The following is an 18,903-nucleotide window of genomic DNA, read 5'->3' on the forward strand; positions in this document are numbered from 1 at the left end:
TGCATAGGGAATCAGGACGCGAATGGAAGCGCATGCCGGAACCGCTCCGAGGCGGCCCTGGTAGTACACTCGTAAGGGCTTTTTCCGGCCGGGTATTCCGGCCGATGTTGTGAGGAGGATTGCATTGGGCACGCACCATACGCTGGTGATCGACACCTCGTTCGGTTCCACGGTCGGCGTCACGGGAGGGCATGAACCCATTGTCGAGACCGATTCGCGCACCCATGTGGAGAGGTTGCAGGGCAACATCGCCCGTGCGGTCTCGGAGGCGGGACTGAAGCCCGCCGACCTCGACGAAATCATCGTGGGCTTGGGGCCCGCGCCGTTCACCGGCCTGCGCGCCGGCATCGTGGCGGCCAAGGCATTGGCCTTCGCCACGGGCGCCCGGCTCGTCGGACGCAACGTGCTCGAACCGCAGGCGCAGTGGAATCTCATCCGTCGGTCCAAGGCCGGCACGCTCGGCGACCCCAAGACGCTGCATGTGCTCACGCTCGCCGTGAACGACGCCCGCCGCAAGCAGCTGTATTTCGAACTGTGCCCGAGCCCGTTGGACAGGGGAGACGTCGAGGTTGCCGATGCTCCGTCCGCCCCGCTCATCGCCATGGACATCGATTACCCGGCGTCGATCGTGGAACGCGTGAACCATGCGGTGCATGCATACCGTCAGGCCGTCGAAGGCGACGTGGTGGTGGACGTCATCGGCCACGGCGCAGCAAAGTACGCCGACGTGCTGTCGGGCATCGCATCGGTCGGCGACATCGTCGACGAGTCCGTGCTCGATCAGGGCGCGCAGGGACTCGACATCTTCGCTGCGGATGCGGTCGTCGCAGCCGACCGCAATCCGGGCGCCCCGGTCGAACCGCTGTATCTGCGGCGTCCGGACGCCGAGGTGCCGGCGCCGCTCAAGCATGTGCTGGGCCATGAAGGCGCGGAGCGGACGGCCTGATGATCAGGGGATTGGATGAACTTGGCCGTGAGCGTGCCATCGCCGCCATGCGGGCGCTGGAGGTCGAGCTGTTCGGCAACCACGCGTGGAGCGAGGCATCGGTAAGGCAGGAACTGACCGCGCCGGGGCGCGTCTACGTATTCGACGTGGCGGACGGGTCGCCGGACGCGGCGGGCGTAGCGCAATCCCCGGCCGAGTCTTCGGCGGAAGCCTCGCCGGCTCCCATCGTCCGCGGATTCGCCGGATACTGGTACGACGGCGAGGACGCGGAAATCATGGACGTGGGCGTTGGCCGTGCCTACCAGCGTCGGGGCATCGCGAAGGCGTTGATGGGGGAGCTCATCGCCCGGGCCAAAGATCAGGGCGCGCGACGCATGCTGCTCGAGGTCAGCGTGGTCAACGAGCCGGCCATTGCCCTCTACCGGGGCTTCGGCTTCGAGCGCATCGGCCTGCGCAAACGGTACTACCAGCCGGAAGGCATCGACGCATACGTGATGGCGTTGGATCTGGAGCCGCGCGTGGTCGGCTTCCAGAGCACCGTCGGCACGGCTGCGGATGCCGGTGTCATCAATGGCGGCGACGTCAATCGCGGCAGCAATCACGACGGCGAACACGGCGACGACAAGGAACAGGGGCGGCAATCATGAGCGAACCGATCGTACTGGGCATCGAATCCACCTGCGACGAGACCGCGGCGGCCATCGTGCGCGGCCGCGAGCTGCTTTCCAACGTGGTGGCCTCCTCGATGGAGGAGCACGCGCGATACGGCGGCGTGATTCCCGAAATCGCCTCGCGCGCCCACGCCGAGGCGTTCGTGCCATGCGTTTCCAAAGCGTTGGCCGACGCGAACATGACGCTCGCCGACGTGGACGCCATCGCCGTCTCCGCAGGCCCCGGCCTCGCCGGCTGCCTGGCCGTGGGCGTCTCCGGCGCCAAGGCGTTGGCATGGGCCTCCGGCAAGCCGCTGTACGGCATCAACCATGTGATCGGGCATATCGCGGTCACGCAGCTGCAGTTCGGCGCGTTCCCGCCGGACACGCTCGCGTTGATCGTCTCGGGTGGCCACACGTCGCTGCTGCATGTGGAGGACATGCCCCGCAGGATCGGCGTGGTGGGTACCACGCTGGACGACGCGGCGGGCGAATGCTTCGACAAGGTGGCGCGACTGCTGGGCTTCCCGTACCCCGGTGGCCCGCACATCGACCGTCATGCCCAGCACGGCGACCCGCACGCCATCCGTGTGCCGCAGGGTCTCACGCAGGGCAAGGCCGGCGCCGCCCATCCGTACGACTTCAGCTTCTCCGGCGTCAAGACCGCCGTGGCCCGTTGGGTGGAAAGCGAGCAGGCTGAGGGGCATGAGATCCCCGTGGACGATGTGTGCGCGTCGCTGGCCGATTCCGTGGCCACCGTGCTGGCTCGCAAGGCCATGCGCGGCTGCGAGCAGTACGGCTCGAACACGCTGATCGTGGGAGGTGGCTTCTCCGCTAACTCGCAGCTGCGCGCCAAGCTGCTGGAATACGGCGAGCGGCATGGCGTCGAGGTGCGTATCCCGCAGATCAAGCTGTGCACGGACAACGGCGCCATGGTCGCCATGCTCGGCGTGAACCTTGTCGAGGCCGGAGTCGCCCCCAGCGCCCCGGACTTCGCCATCGATTCCGCCATGCCCCTGACCAAGGTCAGTATGTGAGCGACGTCTTATCCTCTGCCGCGAAAACGTGCGAAGAGTCAGCCGGGCTGTATCCGGCGAGGAAGAACACCTCAGGCATTGGCATATTCCCTATCGATAGCGCGGAAATCGTCAATCATCGGCTTCATCTTGCCGAACCAATGATGCAGGAAGGACTCTCCCTCCTTGCCGAATGTAGATGACAGGATGTTGCCCCGGTCATCCAATGTCGCGGTCCTGTCAAAGCCCAGTTCGGAGACGACCATCGTGTCGTCATCCCACTGGGTTTTGATTCCGTCGATGATGAACACGTTCTCCTCAGGCATCTTCGTCTCCTTTCCGTGAGGGAATGGACACTTCCGGGATAGAACCTGACAGTCCATTTGTCGAGAAAACAAAAAGCCTCGGACGAATCCGAGGCCTTTTATCGAGCTCCTGCGGCTGGGCTTGAACCAGCGACCGTCCGATTAACAGTCGGATGCTCTGCCAACTGAGCTACGCAGGAATGCGTCTGTGTGCATCGCCAAGCGCTGCGCACAAGATGAATATGTTATCCGCAATCCTTGGCAATGCAACTTGCAGGGACTCTCCGGCGTGTCGCAATGATTCGCACTCCGCAACCATCACGGCGACCAACGGGGTCTTCCGAGAACTCCTCCCGGACGCCGCACCAACTGTCCACGGTTGCGATGGCCTCAGCCGTCACGACTCGAGCGCCCGTCGCAGTGTCTAACCGATGCCTCCCTATGTTAGGCTCGCCGTAACGGCAGCGGCGCGGATGCCGCAGCACCGAACAACGGAGGAACATCATGGCGGACGCCACGATTTTCGATCAGTATCCGCTCGATCAATGGAAGGAACCGGACCACCGCATCATGGACCGTTTCTCCCTGACGGGCAAGAAGGGATTCGTCACCGGCGGCGCCGGCGGTCTCGGCCGCAACGTAGCGGCGGCATGGGCCGAGGCGGGCGCCGACGTGGCCATCGTCGATCTGCCGCGCACCAAGGACGTGCTCGAACCACTGGCGAAGGAACTGTCCGAGCGCTATGGCACCAACGTCGTACCGTTGTACTGCGACGTGTCCGACCGGGAACAGGTGGACGCGCTGAAGACGTCACTGATCGACGAGCTCGGCACCGTGGACGTCGCGTTCATCAATGCCGGCGTGAACGTGCCCGGCGACGATGCGGACGAGCCGTACGAGGTCTGGCAGAAAACCATCGACATCAATCTGACCGGTGCCTATCTGACGGCCCAGATCGCCCAGCACATCATGCGCGACCATGGCCACGGCGGCTCGCTGGTCTTCACGTCGTCCCTGTCGGCGCATAACGCGAACTTCATCGCCGGAGGCCCCTCACCGGTGGCCGCCTATGGCGCGTCCAAGGCCGGCATCTACGAGTATGCGCGCTATCTTGCGGCCGCTTTGGCGCCCTATGGCATCCGCTCGAACGCGATCTCGCCCGGATACGTGTGGTCCGGCATCTTCGAGGGGCGCATCGTGCCCGAGGCGCACGACCTGATGACCGCGCCGGTGCCGATGCACCGGTTCGGCACCAACGAGGAGATCGCCTCCGCGGTGCTGTTCCTCACCAGCGACGCCTCCTCATACGTCACCGGCACCAACCTGCAGGTCGATGGCGGTTATTCCGTGTACTAACGACGTACTAACGACCACAGCACGTTCGCCGGGCGTGAATGTGGATAACTCCGCAAGCTGGGACCACATGGCCGCGTTCGGCTGGACGTATGGGGCAAACGCCCTCCAAGGTGGTGTCGTACGGCGAAGACGCCGATGCGCAATCATCACCAAGGAGGGCATATGCGATACAACGGGTATTGGTTCGATTGGCGGCGCGACGAGGCCGCACGGGCGGCCATGCGGCACGCCAAGCATCATGCGTGGGAGCAGCGGCAGACCGAGGAACGTCATCGGTACGTCGTCGGGCTGCTCGCAGTGACGGCAGTGTGCTGTTGTGCTCTGGTCATGTCATTGGGCATCATGACGCATCGTCTGCCCTCCGGGGGCAATTCCCCGGAGGGCGATGGTGACGCATCGGCATCGACGGAGCTTGTTTCTGCCAGTGTGGCGCAGAATGGCATCTGCCCGATGCCGATGGTGACGACAGTGCCGGCATCAACAATGCCGGCGTCGATAGTGCCGTCTGCGTGGTTGTCCGATGAAGTTGCCGAAGCCGTAATAATGGCGGGAGAGAACAACCGTTCCGGCGAAATCGACGAGGACACCCCGTCACGTTGCGCGGCGATGTACAGCTGGCCGGTCGAGGAACCACGAATCGAGCAACGGTTCGACGGTCCCGCAAGTCCCTGGCTTCCGGGGCATCGCGGCGTGGATCTGATGGCCGAACAAGGTACCGGAATCGTCGCGCCGAAAGCCGGAACCGTGAGTTTCGCCGGCAAGGTAGCGGGAAAGCATGTGGTGAGCATACGGCATGACAACGGCGTGACCTCCACGTTCGAGCCGGCGACCACCACGCTCAACGTGGGTTCGCGCGTGTCCCGGAACCAGCCTGTCGCCACGGTGGAAGGGGATTCCGATCATTGCGAGGACCATTGCCTTCACTGGGGACTGAGAAGAAGCGCCACGGGCTACCTTGATCCGCAGCGCTACACGGGCAACAGGAAAATCGCGTTGAAGCCGCTGGACGGGGAGTTACTCCGACCGTGGATGGATTGGGACTGGGCGGACCCGGCCCGTCACAGTCCCGCGTCGGCCAGAGTGATATAGCCAGGGTCGATGAGCGCGGCCTTGAGGTTGCTGGCGCTTACAGCCAGCGGCGGTTCGCTGATGATCGGCACCTTCGCGACGCCTCCGACCTCGCCGTTGCGCACCGAGGACATCCCCGACAGCGCCTTGCCAGTGTTGAGCCGCACGCAGGCATCGGCGATATCGGAGGCGATGACCTTGCGGTTCGCGATGCCGGTCATCCACTGCTTGCCGTTGACCACGGAGGGAATGTTCGAGATGTATGCGCCATATCCGGTGACCAGCGGCCACTGGGAATCGCGGGCCTTGTCGGTCTTGTCCGAGGAGGCGTCGTGCTCGTCCTTGGCGGTGCCATCATCGGCCGCATCCTGATCGGCGGTATCGTTCTCCGGTGACTTGATGGGGTCGGGCACGGCCTGACGGGCCAGATCCTTCTTGCCGGCGATGTTGCCCACGATGCCCGAGATCGTGATCTGCGGGTTGATGTCCGCAGCCGATCCCGTATATCCGAGATCCTTGAGTTCGCTGACCACCTCGGAGGCCACATAATCGTTCAATGCGATGACGGCATCCACGCGGGTGGGGGAGTCCGTGCCCGACTTCAGCCGCGTGGCCAGCACCTTGGCGCTCGACCCCTCCTTGGAGGCGTCGTATGCCACGGCGTGCCAATCGTCCTCGGTGGTATTGGCGTCCAGCGTGCCCGAGGGGCTTTCCGCCACGCCCTTTTCGTAGTAGGCGCCCAGCACCTGCCAGATGCCGCGGAACGCCTCCTGGGCGAACGTGGATTCGTCCGTGTCCGCTACGGTGCCGGATGCGTCATCCGATGCGCTGTCGGATGCGTCGTCGGACGTGCCGTCCTTGACCGGGGTGTAGGGCAGCAGCACCTCAATACGCTTCGGATTGTCCTTGCTGGCCTTGGCGAGCTGGAGTTTGGAGACGACCTTCTCCGCCTGCAACTTGCCGATGGTCTGCGCGTCCGTGAACTTCACGAACGCGTCCGGCTTGTACCCCTCGATACTGTTGCCCAGCAGCACCACATGCATGCCGGATTCCTTGGCGAGTTTGAGCGAGGAGACCAGACGGTCGGCCGCCTCGGCCTGCGTGTCGTCCGCGGTGCCCGCACTGTCGGTGGCGTCGGACGATGAATCGGAGGATGCGTCGTCCGACGATTCGGACGAGCCATCGGAATCATCGGATCGGGCGGCGGAGCCGGATGAATCCTTGGAACCGGAATCCTTGGCGTCGGCGGAATCCTTGGAATCCGTCGAGCCGGACGTCGAACCGCTCGACGAACCGGCTGACGAACTGTTCGACGAACCGTTTGCGGACGTGTCGGCGTCGTCACCGGCCTCGTCCTGCGTGGTGCGCAGCTCCTGGCTTACGTAATCGCCGTACTGGCGGGTGGAGGCATCCGCCTCGACCACCGGGGCCACGAGCAGGGTCATGTTCTCGGGCTCGATGACGATGCCCGCATCGTTCGTCTTGCCCTTGTCCGACAGATGACTCACCACATAGTCCTGGATGGCGCGGCTCTGCTTGTCGAGCGAGTCCGATGTGGTGTGCGTGATGTTGTCCTTTTTGAAACCGGCGTCAGTCAGCGACGCGGTGAGGTCCGGAGTAAGCTTCGCCCACTTGTTCAAGGGCGTCTGCTGGCTCAGCGTGATGCCGTCGGAGGGCGTGAACAGGGCCACGGCGCCCGTCGAGGACATGGTGATCGTGGTCTGGCCGTCGTTGGTGTGTGTGTCGGAGTTCGAGGCGCAGGATGCCAACGAAAGCACCATCGCGCAGGTCGCGGCAAGGGCGGTGAATGCGGTGGCTGGACGGTGTGCGAACACCATAGGCGTACGAAACCTCCTCAAACGGGCGTCGGAAACAAGCTGAATACCGATAGTAGTCGGCGGTGTATGAAAAAGTCCCGGATACGCGGTGCGGTCGCCGCGTATCCGGGACAAATCAGGGTCATAGGGGACTGGTGGGTCGGCCATCGGCGGTGCCGGGAATGCCGGGGATGCCGGGGATGCCGCCGACAGCCGACCCATGGTCCGTTATCAGTCGGCCAGGGCCTTCTGCAGGTTCTCGTCCAGCGCGTTCATGAAGCCCTCGGTGTCGAGCCACGGCTCGTCCGGGCCGATGAGCATGGCCAGATCCTTGGTCATCTGGCCGCCCTCGACGGTGTCGACGATGACCTTCTCCAACGTTTCGGCGAAGTGGCGCACCTCAGGGGTGTTGTCCAGATCGGCGCGGTGCTTGAGACCGCCGGTCCACGCGAAGATCGAGGCGATCGGGTTGGTCGAGGTCTTCTCGCCCTTGAGCCAGCGGCGGTAGTGACGGGTCACTGTGCCGTGCGCCGCCTCGGCCTCCACGGTCTGGCCATCCGGGGTCATGAGCACGGAGGTCATGAGACCCAGCGAGCCGAAGCCCTGCGCCACGGAGTCGGACTGCACGTCGCCGTCATAGTTCTTGCAGGCCCAGATGTAGCCGCCGTGCCACTTCAGGGAGCTGGCCACCATGTCGTCGATGAGGCGGTGCTCGTAGGTGAGCCCGGCGGCCTCGAACCGGTCCTTGTACTCGGTCTCGTACACTTCCGCGAAGATGTCCTTGAACTGGCCGTCGTACGCCTTGAGGATCGTGTTCTTGGTGGACAGGTACACCGGGTAGTGGCGCTTGAGACCGTAGTTGAAGCAGGCGCGGGCGAAGCCGCGGATCGAATCGTTCACGTTGTACTGCACCTGGGCCACGCCGCCGTCCTCGCCGTAGTCGTAGACCACATGCTGGATGGGCTCGGAACCGTCGGACGGGGTGAAGGTCACGGTCAGGCGCCCGGCGCCCGGAACCTTGAAGTCGGTGGCCTTGTACTGGTCGCCGAAGGCGTGGCGGGCTACCACGATCGGCTTGGTCCATCCGGGCACCAGACGCGGCACGTTGCTCATCACGATCGGCTCGCGGAAGATGGTGCCGCCGAGGATGTTGCGGATTGTGCCGTTGGGGGACTTCCACATCTTCTTCAGGCCGAATTCCTTGACGCGCGCCTCGTCCGGGGTGATGGTGGCGCACTTGACGCCCACATGGTGCTTCTGAATGGCGTGCGCGGCGTCGATGGTCACCTGGTCGTCGGTCTCGTCACGGTGCTGGATGCCCAGATCGTAGTAGTCGAGGTTCACGTCGAGATACGGCAGGATCAGACGGTCCTTGATGTCCTTCCAGATCACGCGGGTCATCTCGTCGCCGTCGAGCTCCACGACGGTGCCTTCGACCTTGATTTTGGCCATGTTTCCTCCCTGTAGATGGTGTGAAGTGTTTCAAGTCTTAGCGCAAGTTTGTAACGGCCGGCTTTCCGTGACGACAATATGGACACTGCCGGGCGCGCGTCCGTCCCGCGTCCGTCCCCGGCAATAGTCTTGAAGCCATGTCTCAGGAAATTGAAATCGGTTTGGGTAAAAAGGGCCGTCTCGGCTATGCGCTGGATGACGTCGCCATCGTTCCGTCCCGTCGCACGCGCGACCCCGAGGACGTCTCCACCTCCTGGCAGATCGACGCCTACGAGTTCGACGTTCCGGTGCTCAGCGCCCCGATGGATTCGGTGACCAGCCCGGAAACCGCCATCGACATGGGCAAGATGGGTGCGCTCGGCGTGCTCGACCTCGAGGGTCTGTGGACCCGCTACGACGATCCGACCCCGCTGCTCGAGGAGATCTCCGACCTGCCCGCCAATCAGGCCACCGCACGCATCCAGCAGATCTACGCCGCGCAGCCGGTCAAGCCCGAGCTCATCACGCAGCGTCTGCACGAGATCCGCGAGGCCGGAGTCACCGTGGCCGGCGCCCTCTCCCCGCAGCGCACGCAGGAGTTCTACTCGACCGTGGTCGATGCGGGCGTTGACCTGTTCGTCATCCGCGGCACCGTGGTCTCCGCCGAGCACGTCTCCTCGGATCACACCCCACTCAATCTGAAGAAGTTCATCTACGACCTCGACGTGCCGGTCATCGTCGGCGGCGTCACCAACTACACCGCGGCCCTGCACCTCATGCGCACCGGCGCCGCGGGCGTGCTCGTCGGCTTCGGCGGCGGCGCGGTCTCCGCCACCCGCCAGACCATCGGCGTGCAGGCCCCCATGGCCACCGCCATCGCGGACGTGGCCGAGGCCCGTCGCGACTACATGGACGAATCCGGCGGCCGCTACGTGCAGGTCATCGCCGACGGCGGCCTGGGCGACTCCGGCAGCTTCGTCAAGGCGCTGGCGCTCGGTGCCGACGCCGTGATGCTCGGTGCGCCTCTGGCCCGCGCCACTGAGGCGCCCGGCAAGGGCACGCATTGGGGCGCCGAGGCCCGTCACCAGACGTTGCCGCGCGGGTTCCGCACCTCGGTGGGCACGGTCGGCTCCCTCAAGCAGATCCTGTTCGGACCGAGCCATCAGGCGGACGGCAAGACCAACTTCATCGGCGCCCTCAAGCGCGCCATGGCCTCCACCGGCTACGTGGATGTGAAGAACTTCCAGCGTTGCGGCATGGTGGTCACCCCGTATTCCGCCCGCTGAGGGAACCGCGCCGTATAGTAGTGAACATGCGTGAACTAGTTGAAGCACCCAGGTATGTGACGACCGACGAGGATACGGTCTTCTCCCTGCTGGCCAAGCGCGCCGCGCGCACCCCGGACGACACCATCGCCGAGTGGCAGGACGAGCAGACCCACCAGTGGCGCAGCGCCACCGCATCCGAAATGCTCTCCCGCGTGCGCGAGGTCGCCAGGGGACTGCTGGGTCTGGGCATCAAGCCCGGAACCATGGTCCTCATCTATTCGCCGACCTGCTACGAGTGGGGCATCACGGACTTCGCCTGCGCCGCCATCGGCGCAGTGGTCGTGCCCATCTACGAGACCGATTCCGCGAAGCAGACCGCCAGCATCGTCGAAGAGGTCAATCCCGTCATCGCCTTCGCCGGCGATTTCCAGCGCTCCCAGACGCTCGAGCAGATCCGCGCCGACCATCCGTCCATGAAGTACGTCTTCAATTTCCAAGCGGACGGGCTCGATGCGGTGGCAGACTTCGGCGAGGGCGTCTCGGATGAGACGCTCGAGCAGGCCATCGCCCGCATCAAGGCGGACGACCTGCTCACCGTGGTGTACACCTCCGGGTCCACCGGCAAGCCCAAGGGCGCCATGCTCTCCAACCGTAACTACACGCACATCGTGCTCAACGGCTACGAGATTCTGCGCGGCATGCTCTACGACGACAATCGTCTGCTGCTGTTCCTGCCGTTGGCGCATTGCTTCGCCCGATACATCCAGTACGTAGCCATCGGCGGCTGCGGCGTGGTGGGGTACATCCCCAACGCCAAACACCTGCTCGCGGACATCCGCAGCTTCAAGCCCACGTATCTGCTGGGCGTGCCGCGCGTGTTCGAGAAGGTGTACAACGCCGCCTCGCAGAAAGCCGGCGCCGGCATCCAGGGACGTATCTTCGCGCAGTCCGTCAAGCATTTCGTCAAGTGGAGCAAGGACGAGCAGGACGGTCGCGGGCACTCCATCATCGAACGCATCCGCCACTCGTTCTTCATGGCCACGGTGGGCAAGTCCATCCGATCGGCGTTGGGCCCGAACCTTCGTTGGCTCGCCTGCGGCGGCGCGCCGCTCAACGTGGATCTCGCCCACTTCTTCAACGGCATGGACGACATCACCTTCATCCAGGGCTACGGCATGACCGAAACGGCCGCGCCGATGCTCGTCAACTGGGAGGATGACAACGAGGTCGGTTCGGTCGGCAAGCCCGGCCCCGGCATGGGCGTGCGTCTCGGCGAGGACGATGAGATCGAGCTGACCGGCCCGAACGTCTTCCTCGGCTACTACAAGCAGCCCGAACTCACCGCGCAGACGATGACCGCGGACGGCTGGATCAAGACCGGCGATCTGGGACGTCTGGACGACAAGGGCTTCACGTTCATCACCGGTCGCAAGAAGGACATCATCATCACCGCCGGCGGCAAGAACATCAGCCCCGCGCCGATGGAGGACATCATCAACAGCTGCCCGATCGTGGCGCATGCCGTGGTGGTGGGCGACGGCAAGCCGTTCGTCTCGGCGCTCATCGAGCTCGAGCCCGACATGCTGCGCTCCTGGCTGGAGGGTCAGGGCCTCGACGCGAACATGACGCTCGACGAAGCCCGTGGCAACGACGCGGTGCGCGCCTTCATCCAGCAATACGTGGATCAAGCCAACGCCAACGTCTCCCGCGCCGAATCGGTGCGCAAGTTCGCGATTCTGGACGAGGAGTTCAGCCAGGCCAACGGCACGCTCACCCCGAGCCTGAAGGTCGTGCGCGCCAAGGTGCTGCAGCGTTATGAATCGATCATCGAGGACGAGCTGTACGCCCCGAAGGCCGGTACGGCCAAGCCGTTGCCAGCCACCGTGAAGATCCTGGACAGCACCCAGGAGACGGTCAAGAAGGCCTCCGAACAGGTGCGTCAGGCTTCGGAGCAGATGAAGCAGGCCTCCGAGCAGGTGCGCACCAGCGTGTCGGATTCGCTGGCCAGTGTGTCCGAGAAGATCAAGAAGGCGAAGGGCGACATCGAACAGGACGGCGGACACGACGCCGAGGCCGAGGCTTCTGAAGCCACGGATTCCGCCGTTTCCGATGGCTCCGCGGACGAGACTGCCCAACCCACCCAATCCAACGAGAAGAACACGAAGAACGAGGAGTAAACCAATTGGCAATCCGTGAGATCAGGGTCGTTCCCGATCCGGTGCTGCGCACCCCATGCGACGAGATCAAGGAGATCACCCCGGCCGTGCGCCGGCTGGTCGACGACCTGCTCGAAACCGTGAACGACCCCGGACGCGCCGGCCTGTCCGCCAACCAGATCGGTGTGAGCCTGCGGGCCTTCTCGTACAACATCGACGGCAAGGTGGGCTACATCCTGAATCCGGTCATCGAGGAGACCTCCGGCGAGCAGTACGGCGACGAGGGCTGCCTGTCCGTGCCCGGCCTGTGGTACAAGACCCGTCGCGCCGACTACGCCCGCGTGCGCGGCATCGATCTGGACGGCAAGGAGATTGTGCTTGAAGGCCATGGCCTGATGGGCCGCATGCTCCAGCATGAGTGCGACCATCTTGATGGCCACGTCTATCTCGACCGTCTCGAAAAGGAGGAGCGCCGCGCCGCGATGCGGTACATGCGCAACCGCGGCAAGTAGGCGACGGCCTCCGCACCCCGATCCATTACTCCGATTACTTCGATCGGTGAGCGGCGGACGGACGTCCTCATGTCATCAGGCTCCCGTGTCTCACGACGCGGGAGCCTTTTCCACATCCCGTGATATTCTTGAAATTTGTGTGCCACCTGGCAACGAGCGCAGTCGCAGGCGTTCGAAGCCACCCCAATATTGTCAACCGGCACACCAAAAATTCGCGTCATGCTCGCGACGGCCTGTGTCGGTCGGTCACGAACCCGCTGCAAGCGGGGGAGAGGCTGCACGCAGGTGCGCATGACCAGGCAAGAACCGACAAGAAAGGTAGTAATACCATGGCTCAGATCACGATGAGCGACATGCTCAAGGCCGGCCTGCACTTCGGCCACCAGACCCGTCGTTGGAACCCGAAGATGAAGCAGTTCATCCTCACCCAGCGCAACGGCATCCACATCATCAACCTGTTCAAGTCGCTCGACATGATCGACAAGGCGTACGACTTCATCAAGACCACCGTGGCCCACAACGGCACCGTGCTCTTCGTCGGTACCAAGAAGCAGGCTCAGGAGGCCGTCTCCACCCAGGCCACCCGCGTGAACATGCCCTACGTCTCCGAGCGTTGGCTCGGCGGCATGCTGACCAACTTCCAGACCGTCTCCAAGCGCGTCAACCGCCTCAAGGAACTTGAGGAGATGGACTTCTCCGACGTGCACGGCTCCGGCCTGACCAAGAAGGAGCTCCTGCTCCTCGAGCGCGAGAAGGACAAGCTGGAGAAGCAGCTGGGCGGTATCCGCAACATGGGCCGCACCCCGTCCGCCATGTTCGTGGTCGACATCACCAAGGAGTCCCTGGCCGTCGAGGAAGCCCACAAGCTGGGCATCCCGGTCGTCGCCCTGGTCGACACCAATGCCGATCCGGACACCGTTGAATACCCGATTCCGGCCAACGACGACGCCATCCGCGGCATCGAGCTGCTCACCAGCCTGATGGCCGACGCCGTCGCCGAGGGTCTGCTCGAGCGTTCCGGCGCCAACAAGGAGGCCGGCGAGGCCTCCGATCAGCCGATGGCCGCTTGGGAAAAGGAACTCCTGACCAACGAGGCTCCGGCCGAGACCGCCGCTCCGGCTGCCGCCGAGGGCGAAACCGCCGCGACCCCGGCCCCGCAGGCCGAGTGATGCTCTACGATGGGAAGTGCCTGAATAAGCGCTTCCCATCGTATGTATGGGTAAGCAATACTCTCAAGGAGAAAATCAATGGCAGCAATTACCGCCGCACTGATCAAGCAGGTTCGTGAAGACACCGGCGCCGGCATGCTCGACGTCAAGAAGGCCCTCACCGAAGCCGAGGGCGACGTCGCTCGCGCCAAGGAAATCATCCGCGCCAAGGGCATCGCCGCGGCCGGCAAGCGCGAAGGCCGCAAGGCCCAGGAAGGCACCATCGCCTCCAAGGTCGTCGAGACCGCGAACGGTGAGACCGGCTACGCCGTCGAGCTGAACTCCGAGACCGACTTCGTGGCCAAGACCCCGAAGTTTGTCGAGTTCGCCGATGAGGTCCTCGGCTACGCCGTGGCCGCCGACGCCAGCACCGCCCAGGAGCTGGAGGAGGCCGAGGCCGGCGACTCCACCGTCAAGGTCGCTGTCGAAGAGGCCGCCGCCCTGTTCGGCGAGCACGTCAAGATCGGCCAGTACGCCAAGGTCTCCGGCGAGCACGTCGAGATCTACGCGCACAAGAAGTCCGCCGAGATGCCGCCGAGCATCGTGGCCATGATCGCCACCGACAAGGCCGGTGCCGCCGTGGCCCACGAGGCCGCCCTGCAGATCTCCGCCATGGGCGCCCAGTGGCTGACCCGCGAGGACGTCCCGGCCGATGTGGTCGAGTCCGAGCGTCGCGTGGCCACCGAGAAGTCCTTGGCCGAGGGCAAGCCGGAGAAGATCGTCCCGAAGATCGTCGAGGGTCGTCTCAACGCCTTCTTCAAGGAGGTCGTCCTGCTCGAGCAGCCGTTCGTCAAGGACCCGTCCAAGACCGTCGGCGACCTGTTCAAGGAGGTCGGCGGCACCGCCACCGCCTTCGTGCGCATCGAGGTCGGCAAGGGCGCCGAGGAGGAGTGACCTTTCACTAAGGTCCGCCTTACGCCCCTAGCGTGATTGCCGGAAAGCGCCATCCAACCCGGTATCGAGGTTGGATGGCGCTTTCCCGTATCCGCATGAATCTCCAAGCCTTTCCCGCGTATTTCCGTCGGTGCGAGCGGGTGTCGATGCGCGGGGTGTCGTCGTGAGCCGATACGCTTATCTACTGGATATTTTCAGGCACTTCCGGTTTTTTGAGGGAAAGGCACAATATGACTGAACAGGACAAGCCGCGCAGGGTGCTGCTCAAGCTTTCCGGCGAAGCATTCGGCGGCGGCAAGGTCGGCATCGACACCCAGGTGGTCCGCCGCATCGCCGAGGAAATCGTCCCGGCCGTCAAGCAGGGCGTGCAGGTGGCCATCGTGGTCGGCGGCGGCAACTTCTTCCGCGGCGCCGAACTCCAGCAGGCCGGCATCGACCGCTCCCGCGGCGACTACATGGGCATGCTCGGCACCGTGATGAACTGCCTGGCCCTGCAGGACTTCCTCGAGCAGGAAGGCCAGGCCACCCGCGTGCAGACCGCCATCACCATGGGTCAGGTCGCCGAGCCGTACATCCCGCTCAAGGCCATCCGCCACCTCGAAAAGGGCCGCGTGGTCATCTTCGGCGCCGGTGCCGGCATGCCGTACTTCTCCACGGACACGGTCTCCATCCAGCGCTCCCTCGAGATTCACTGCGAGGAGGTGCTCATGGGCAAGAACGGCGTGGACGGCGTGTACACCGCCGACCCGCGCAAGGACCCGAATGCCAAGCGTTTCGTGACCCTGAGCTACAAGCGCGCGCTGGTGGACAACCTCGCCGTTATGGACGCCTCGGCACTGTCCATGGCCCGCGACAACAGGAAGCTCATCCGTGTCTTCGGTCTCGAGGGCACCGGCAACGTCACCCGCGCCCTGCTGGGCGAGGAGATCGGCACGCTGGTCTCCTCCGCCGAATCGCGTGTGGCCGACTGACGCCAACCGTCATGACCGCACGTCGCCATTGACTGCGATCCTACAATCAGATATCAAGCGTTCACCGACGAACACCGGACGAACACACATCACAAGGAGTTGAATATGTCCCTTATCGATCAGGCCAAGGAACAGATGGCCAAGACCATCGAGAACACCAAGGAGAACTTCGCGGGCATCCGCACCGGCCGTGCCAACCCGGCGCTGCTCAACGGCATCATGGTCGATTACTACGGCGCGCCGACCCCGATCAAGGCCGTCGCCTCCATCGGCGTGCCGGAGCCGCGCACGCTGTCCGTCACCCCGTTCGACGCCTCCCAGGCCGCGGCGGTCGAGAAGGCCCTGCGCAACTCCGACCTCGGCATCAACCCGAACCGCGACGGCAACGTCATCCGCCTGACCATGCCGGAGCTCACCGAGGACCGCCGCAAGGAGTACGTCAAGCTCGCCAAGGGCAAGGCCGAGGACGGCAAGGTGGCCGTGCGCAACATCCGCCGCAAGGCCAAGGAGTCCATCGACAAGGCCGTCAAGGATGGCGACATGGGCGAGGACGAGGGCGATCGTCTGCTCAAGGACCTCGACAAGGCGACCAAGAACGTCACCGACGAGATCGACGCCCTGCTCGAGACCAAGCAGAAGGAGATCATGGAGGTCTGATTCGGCACCGCCGAGAGACCGGGTACGGAGGATTATGGAACGCAACGAACAACTTCATGCCGAGGCCGAAGAGACGCTCGACCAGATCAACAAGAGGACCGGCCGCAACATGCCACAGGCAATCGGCACGGCCGTGGTGTTGATCGCGATAATCGTGGGCGCCCTGCTGTTCAGCATCGACCTGTTCGTGCTACTGGTCGTCGTGTTCATGATTCTGGCGCTGTGGGAGCTGCGCGTGGACTTCGCCACCGTCGGGCTGCACATCCCGGTGCTCATGCTCTGGGTGTGCTCGGCCTTCACCCTTATCGCCACCTACTATTCGCCGTACCATCTCATCACCATGTCGCTGAGCATCATCGTCTCCATCATCCTGGTGGCGATTTCCGCCAGCGCCAAACTGAGTTTCGGCAACCGCCTGTCTCTGGCGGTTGCCGGCAAGCTCTCCAGCACCGATGCCAGCGCCCGACTGGAATCCTCCTTCAACCATGAGGGAGGGGAACTGCACCACTCGCGGCTGAGCCATGTGGCCGTCTCCGTGCTCACCGTGCTCTATATCCCGCTTCTCGCCAGCTGCATCATCATCCCGCTGACCTTCAGCGATCATCCTGTGGCACACGCCATCATGCTGGTGTTCCTGCCCGCCCTGTCCGACACGGGCGGCCTGTTCGCCGGCGCATGGCTCGGCAAGCACAAGCTGTCTCCACGCATCTCGCCGAAGAAGTCCGTCGAAGGGCTCATCGGCTCCATGCTGTTCGCGATGGCGGGCGCCTTCGCGGTGTTCGCCTGCACCTATGACGGCACGACCTGGGCCTCCCGCTGGTGGGTGCCCATCGTGGCCGGCATCCTTATCGGCGCCGTCGGTACATTCGGCGATTTGTGCGCCTCCATGCTCAAGCGCGACATCGGCATCAAGGACATGGGCCACCTGCTCAAAGGGCACGGCGGCGTGATGGACCGCGTGGACTCCATCCTTATGAGTGCGCCGTTCACCTGCGCGCTGTTGTGGGTCACCGGACTGTGATGCCGGACGACGCTCCTGCGCCCTTATCTCGTTCATCAACTGCCATCACATAGGCATCACATCGGTAATCACCTTGGCATCTGCCGTGATTGCCGCATCTCATGCATCATCGGATCATCGGAAGCGAAGCGAACAGCCATGACCATCCAGGACAACGAAACCCCGGAAACCGGCATCACGCCCGGCGGCACCCAAGGCGCCTTCCGTGACGTGCTGTCCAAAGACCACGCCCGTCGCGGCAAGCCTCCGCTGCATTTCGTCGATATGACGCCCGAACAGCGCATCGAGAAGGCCGGCGAGTTGGGGTTGCCGAAATTCCGCGTCAAGCAGCTCGCCAATCACTACTACGGGCATTTCGACGTGAACGCCGCCGAGTTCACCGATTTCCCCGCCGCCAAGCGCGACGAGGCGGCCGCCGCGTTCTTCCCGAACCTCATCACCGAGGTCACCCGGCAGGTGGCCGACGAAGGCACCACCATCAAGACGCTGTGGCGGCTGTTCGATGGCTCGCTCATCGAATCCGTACTCATGCGCTATCCAACGCGCACCACGCTGTGCATCTCCTCGCAGGTCGGCTGCGGCATGGGCTGCCCGTTCTGCGCCACCGGCAAGATGGGCCTAACCCGCAACATGTCCGCCGGCGAGATTGTCGAGCAGGTGTGCGTGGCGGCCAAGATGATGCGCGACGGCGTGGTGGCCGGCGGCCCGGGCCGCCTGAGCAACATCGTGTTCATGGGCATGGGCGAGCCGATGGGCAACTACAAGTCGGTACTCTCCGCCGTACGGCAGATTTCCGCGATGCCGCCCGAGGGCTTCGGCATCTCGGCGCGCAACATCACCGTGTCCACCGTGGGTGTGGTGCCTGGCATCAGAAAGCTCACCGAGGAGGGCATCCCGGTGCGTCTGGCCGTCTCGCTGCACGCGCCGAGTGATGAGCTGCGCGACGAGCTCGTGCCGATGAACCGTCGTTTCAACACCACGCAGGTGTTGGACGCGGCGCACGACTACTGGCTGGCTTCCAAGCGTCGTGTCAGCATCGAATACGCCCTGATGCGCGGCATCAACGATCAGGCCGAGCATGCCAAGCTGCTCGCCAAGCGGCTCAACCACTATGGCGACGACTGGGCGCATGTGAATCCGATTCCGCTCAATCCGATTGAGGGATCGAAGTGGACCGCATCCAAGCCCGAAGATGAGGCGCGGTTCCTGGAAATCCTGCATGCCGCGGGCATCACCGCCACATTGCGTGACACCCGCGGTCAGGACATCGACGGCGCCTGCGGACAGCTCGCCGCCAAGGAGCGATAGTCACGAGCGATAAACTCGGCGCGGTTGCTCCGAGCATCATTCAGCCCCTCCAAAGAGGGGCTTTTTTGCGTCTTACGCCAGTGGTCCGTCTCGTAATTATCTAAGTGGCATCGGTCCCTCTGACGGACGTTGCCGTGAAGCAAACAGCGGAGCTGTTTGTAGGCAACGTGCGAGCCGGCAGGCGAGCCAGCGGAACACGCGCGGAGCGCGTCCGAAATTGCGGGGCCGTTGCCGTGAAGCAAACAGCGGAGCTGTTTGTAGGCAACGTGCGAGCCGGCAGGCGAGCCAGCGGAGCACGCGCGGAGCGCGTCCGAAATTG

At 64.1% G+C, this 18,903-nt stretch carries 17 protein-coding genes and 1 tRNA gene; 14 read left to right on the forward strand and 4 right to left on the reverse strand.

Annotation, left to right across the window (positions count from 1 at the left end):
* The first annotated feature begins 124 nt into the window (after nt 1-124).
* Genes tsaB through tsaD form a run of 3 tightly spaced genes read left to right on the forward strand, consistent with a single transcriptional unit; the run spans nt 125 to nt 2,633 of the window.
* The gene (gene tsaB / locus BMYO_RS10325; RefSeq protein ID WP_094668379.1) at nt 125-946 is read left to right on the forward strand and encodes a tRNA (adenosine(37)-N6)-threonylcarbamoyltransferase complex dimerization subunit type 1 TsaB; all 822 of its coding nucleotides are present in this window, start codon (nt 125-127) and stop codon (nt 944-946) included.
* Nucleotides 946-1,593: a GNAT family N-acetyltransferase gene (locus BMYO_RS10330; RefSeq protein ID WP_094668380.1), complete on the forward strand. Its 648-nt coding sequence runs from the start codon at nt 946-948 to the stop codon at nt 1,591-1,593. Before tsaB ends, BMYO_RS10330 begins: the two co-directional genes overlap by 1 nt.
* On the forward strand, nt 1,590-2,633 hold the full coding sequence (tsaD, locus tag BMYO_RS10335) for a tRNA (adenosine(37)-N6)-threonylcarbamoyltransferase complex transferase subunit TsaD (RefSeq protein ID WP_094668381.1): 1,044 nt from the start codon (nt 1,590-1,592) through the stop codon (nt 2,631-2,633). Before BMYO_RS10330 ends, tsaD begins: the two co-directional genes overlap by 4 nt.
* Before the next feature lie 71 nt (nt 2,634-2,704).
* Here the strand turns inward: tsaD and BMYO_RS10340 are convergent, their stop codons facing one another.
* Both BMYO_RS10340 and BMYO_RS10345 read right to left on the reverse strand, forming a co-directional pair.
* The gene (locus BMYO_RS10340; RefSeq protein ID WP_094668382.1) at nt 2,705-2,938 is read right to left on the reverse strand and encodes a hypothetical protein; all 234 of its coding nucleotides are present in this window, start codon (nt 2,936-2,938) and stop codon (nt 2,705-2,707) included.
* A 106-nt stretch (nt 2,939-3,044) separates the two neighbouring features.
* Nucleotides 3,045-3,117: transfer RNA gene (locus tag BMYO_RS10345), tRNA-Asn, on the reverse strand.
* Between the two features lie 304 nt (nt 3,118-3,421).
* Here BMYO_RS10345 and BMYO_RS10350 point away from each other — a divergent pair.
* Nucleotides 3,422-4,273: an SDR family NAD(P)-dependent oxidoreductase gene (locus tag BMYO_RS10350; protein WP_094668383.1), complete on the forward strand. Its 852-nt coding sequence runs from the start codon at nt 3,422-3,424 to the stop codon at nt 4,271-4,273.
* Nucleotides 4,274-4,435: 162 nt separating this feature from the next.
* Entirely contained in the window at nt 4,436-5,362 is a 927-nt protein-coding gene (locus BMYO_RS10355; protein ID WP_233428263.1) for a M23 family metallopeptidase, read from the forward strand.
* On the opposite strand, the gene BMYO_RS10360 is transcribed toward BMYO_RS10355, so the two are convergent.
* Entirely contained in the window at nt 5,332-7,179 is a 1,848-nt protein-coding gene (locus tag BMYO_RS10360; RefSeq protein WP_094668384.1) for a substrate-binding domain-containing protein, read from the reverse strand. The genes BMYO_RS10355 and BMYO_RS10360 overlap by 31 nt on opposite strands.
* A 210-nt stretch (nt 7,180-7,389) precedes the next feature.
* Nucleotides 7,390-8,610: an NADP-dependent isocitrate dehydrogenase gene (locus BMYO_RS10365; protein WP_094668385.1), complete on the reverse strand. Its 1,221-nt coding sequence runs from the start codon at nt 8,608-8,610 to the stop codon at nt 7,390-7,392.
* Between the two features lie 137 nt (nt 8,611-8,747).
* On the opposite strand from BMYO_RS10365, the gene BMYO_RS10370 reads away from it, so the two are divergent.
* From BMYO_RS10370 to rlmN, 9 genes are all read left to right on the forward strand, one after another.
* Nucleotides 8,748-9,875, forward strand: a complete 1,128-nt coding sequence (locus tag BMYO_RS10370; protein WP_094668386.1) for a GuaB3 family IMP dehydrogenase-related protein — start codon at nt 8,748-8,750, stop codon at nt 9,873-9,875.
* A gap of 26 nt (nt 9,876-9,901) precedes the next feature.
* Nucleotides 9,902-12,034 carry a long-chain fatty acid--CoA ligase gene (locus BMYO_RS10375; protein ID WP_094668387.1) on the forward strand — a complete coding sequence of 711 codons (2,133 nt, stop codon included), beginning with the start codon at nt 9,902-9,904 and terminating at the stop codon, nt 12,032-12,034.
* 5 nt (nt 12,035-12,039) lie between these two features.
* Nucleotides 12,040-12,525: a peptide deformylase gene (def, locus tag BMYO_RS10380; RefSeq protein ID WP_094668388.1), complete on the forward strand. Its 486-nt coding sequence runs from the start codon at nt 12,040-12,042 to the stop codon at nt 12,523-12,525.
* 329 nt (nt 12,526-12,854) lie between these two features.
* Nucleotides 12,855-13,694 carry a 30S ribosomal protein S2 gene (gene rpsB, locus BMYO_RS10385; RefSeq protein ID WP_094668389.1) on the forward strand — a complete coding sequence of 280 codons (840 nt, stop codon included), beginning with the start codon at nt 12,855-12,857 and terminating at the stop codon, nt 13,692-13,694.
* 78 nt (nt 13,695-13,772) lie between these two features.
* On the forward strand, nt 13,773-14,627 hold the full coding sequence (gene tsf, locus BMYO_RS10390; protein ID WP_094668390.1) for a translation elongation factor Ts: 855 nt from the start codon (nt 13,773-13,775) through the stop codon (nt 14,625-14,627).
* Nucleotides 14,628-14,857: 230 nt separating this feature from the next.
* A complete protein-coding gene (gene pyrH / locus BMYO_RS10395; RefSeq protein ID WP_094668391.1) occupies nt 14,858-15,598 on the forward strand; it encodes a UMP kinase in 741 nt (246 codons plus the stop codon).
* A 105-nt stretch (nt 15,599-15,703) separates the two neighbouring features.
* The gene (frr, locus tag BMYO_RS10400) at nt 15,704-16,255 is read left to right on the forward strand and encodes a ribosome recycling factor (RefSeq protein WP_094668392.1); all 552 of its coding nucleotides are present in this window, start codon (nt 15,704-15,706) and stop codon (nt 16,253-16,255) included.
* Between the two features lie 34 nt (nt 16,256-16,289).
* Nucleotides 16,290-17,276 (forward strand): phosphatidate cytidylyltransferase, encoded by a 987-nt coding sequence (locus tag BMYO_RS10405; RefSeq protein WP_094668393.1) that lies wholly within the window; start codon nt 16,290-16,292, stop codon nt 17,274-17,276.
* A gap of 138 nt (nt 17,277-17,414) precedes the next feature.
* Nucleotides 17,415-18,584, forward strand: a complete 1,170-nt coding sequence (gene rlmN / locus BMYO_RS10410; protein WP_094668394.1) for a dual-specificity RNA methyltransferase RlmN — start codon at nt 17,415-17,417, stop codon at nt 18,582-18,584.
* The last annotated feature ends 319 nt before the right edge of the window (nt 18,585-18,903 follow it).

This window comes from Bifidobacterium myosotis (assembly GCF_002259745.1).
Lineage (GTDB): Bacteria > Actinomycetota > Actinomycetes > Actinomycetales > Bifidobacteriaceae > Bifidobacterium > Bifidobacterium myosotis.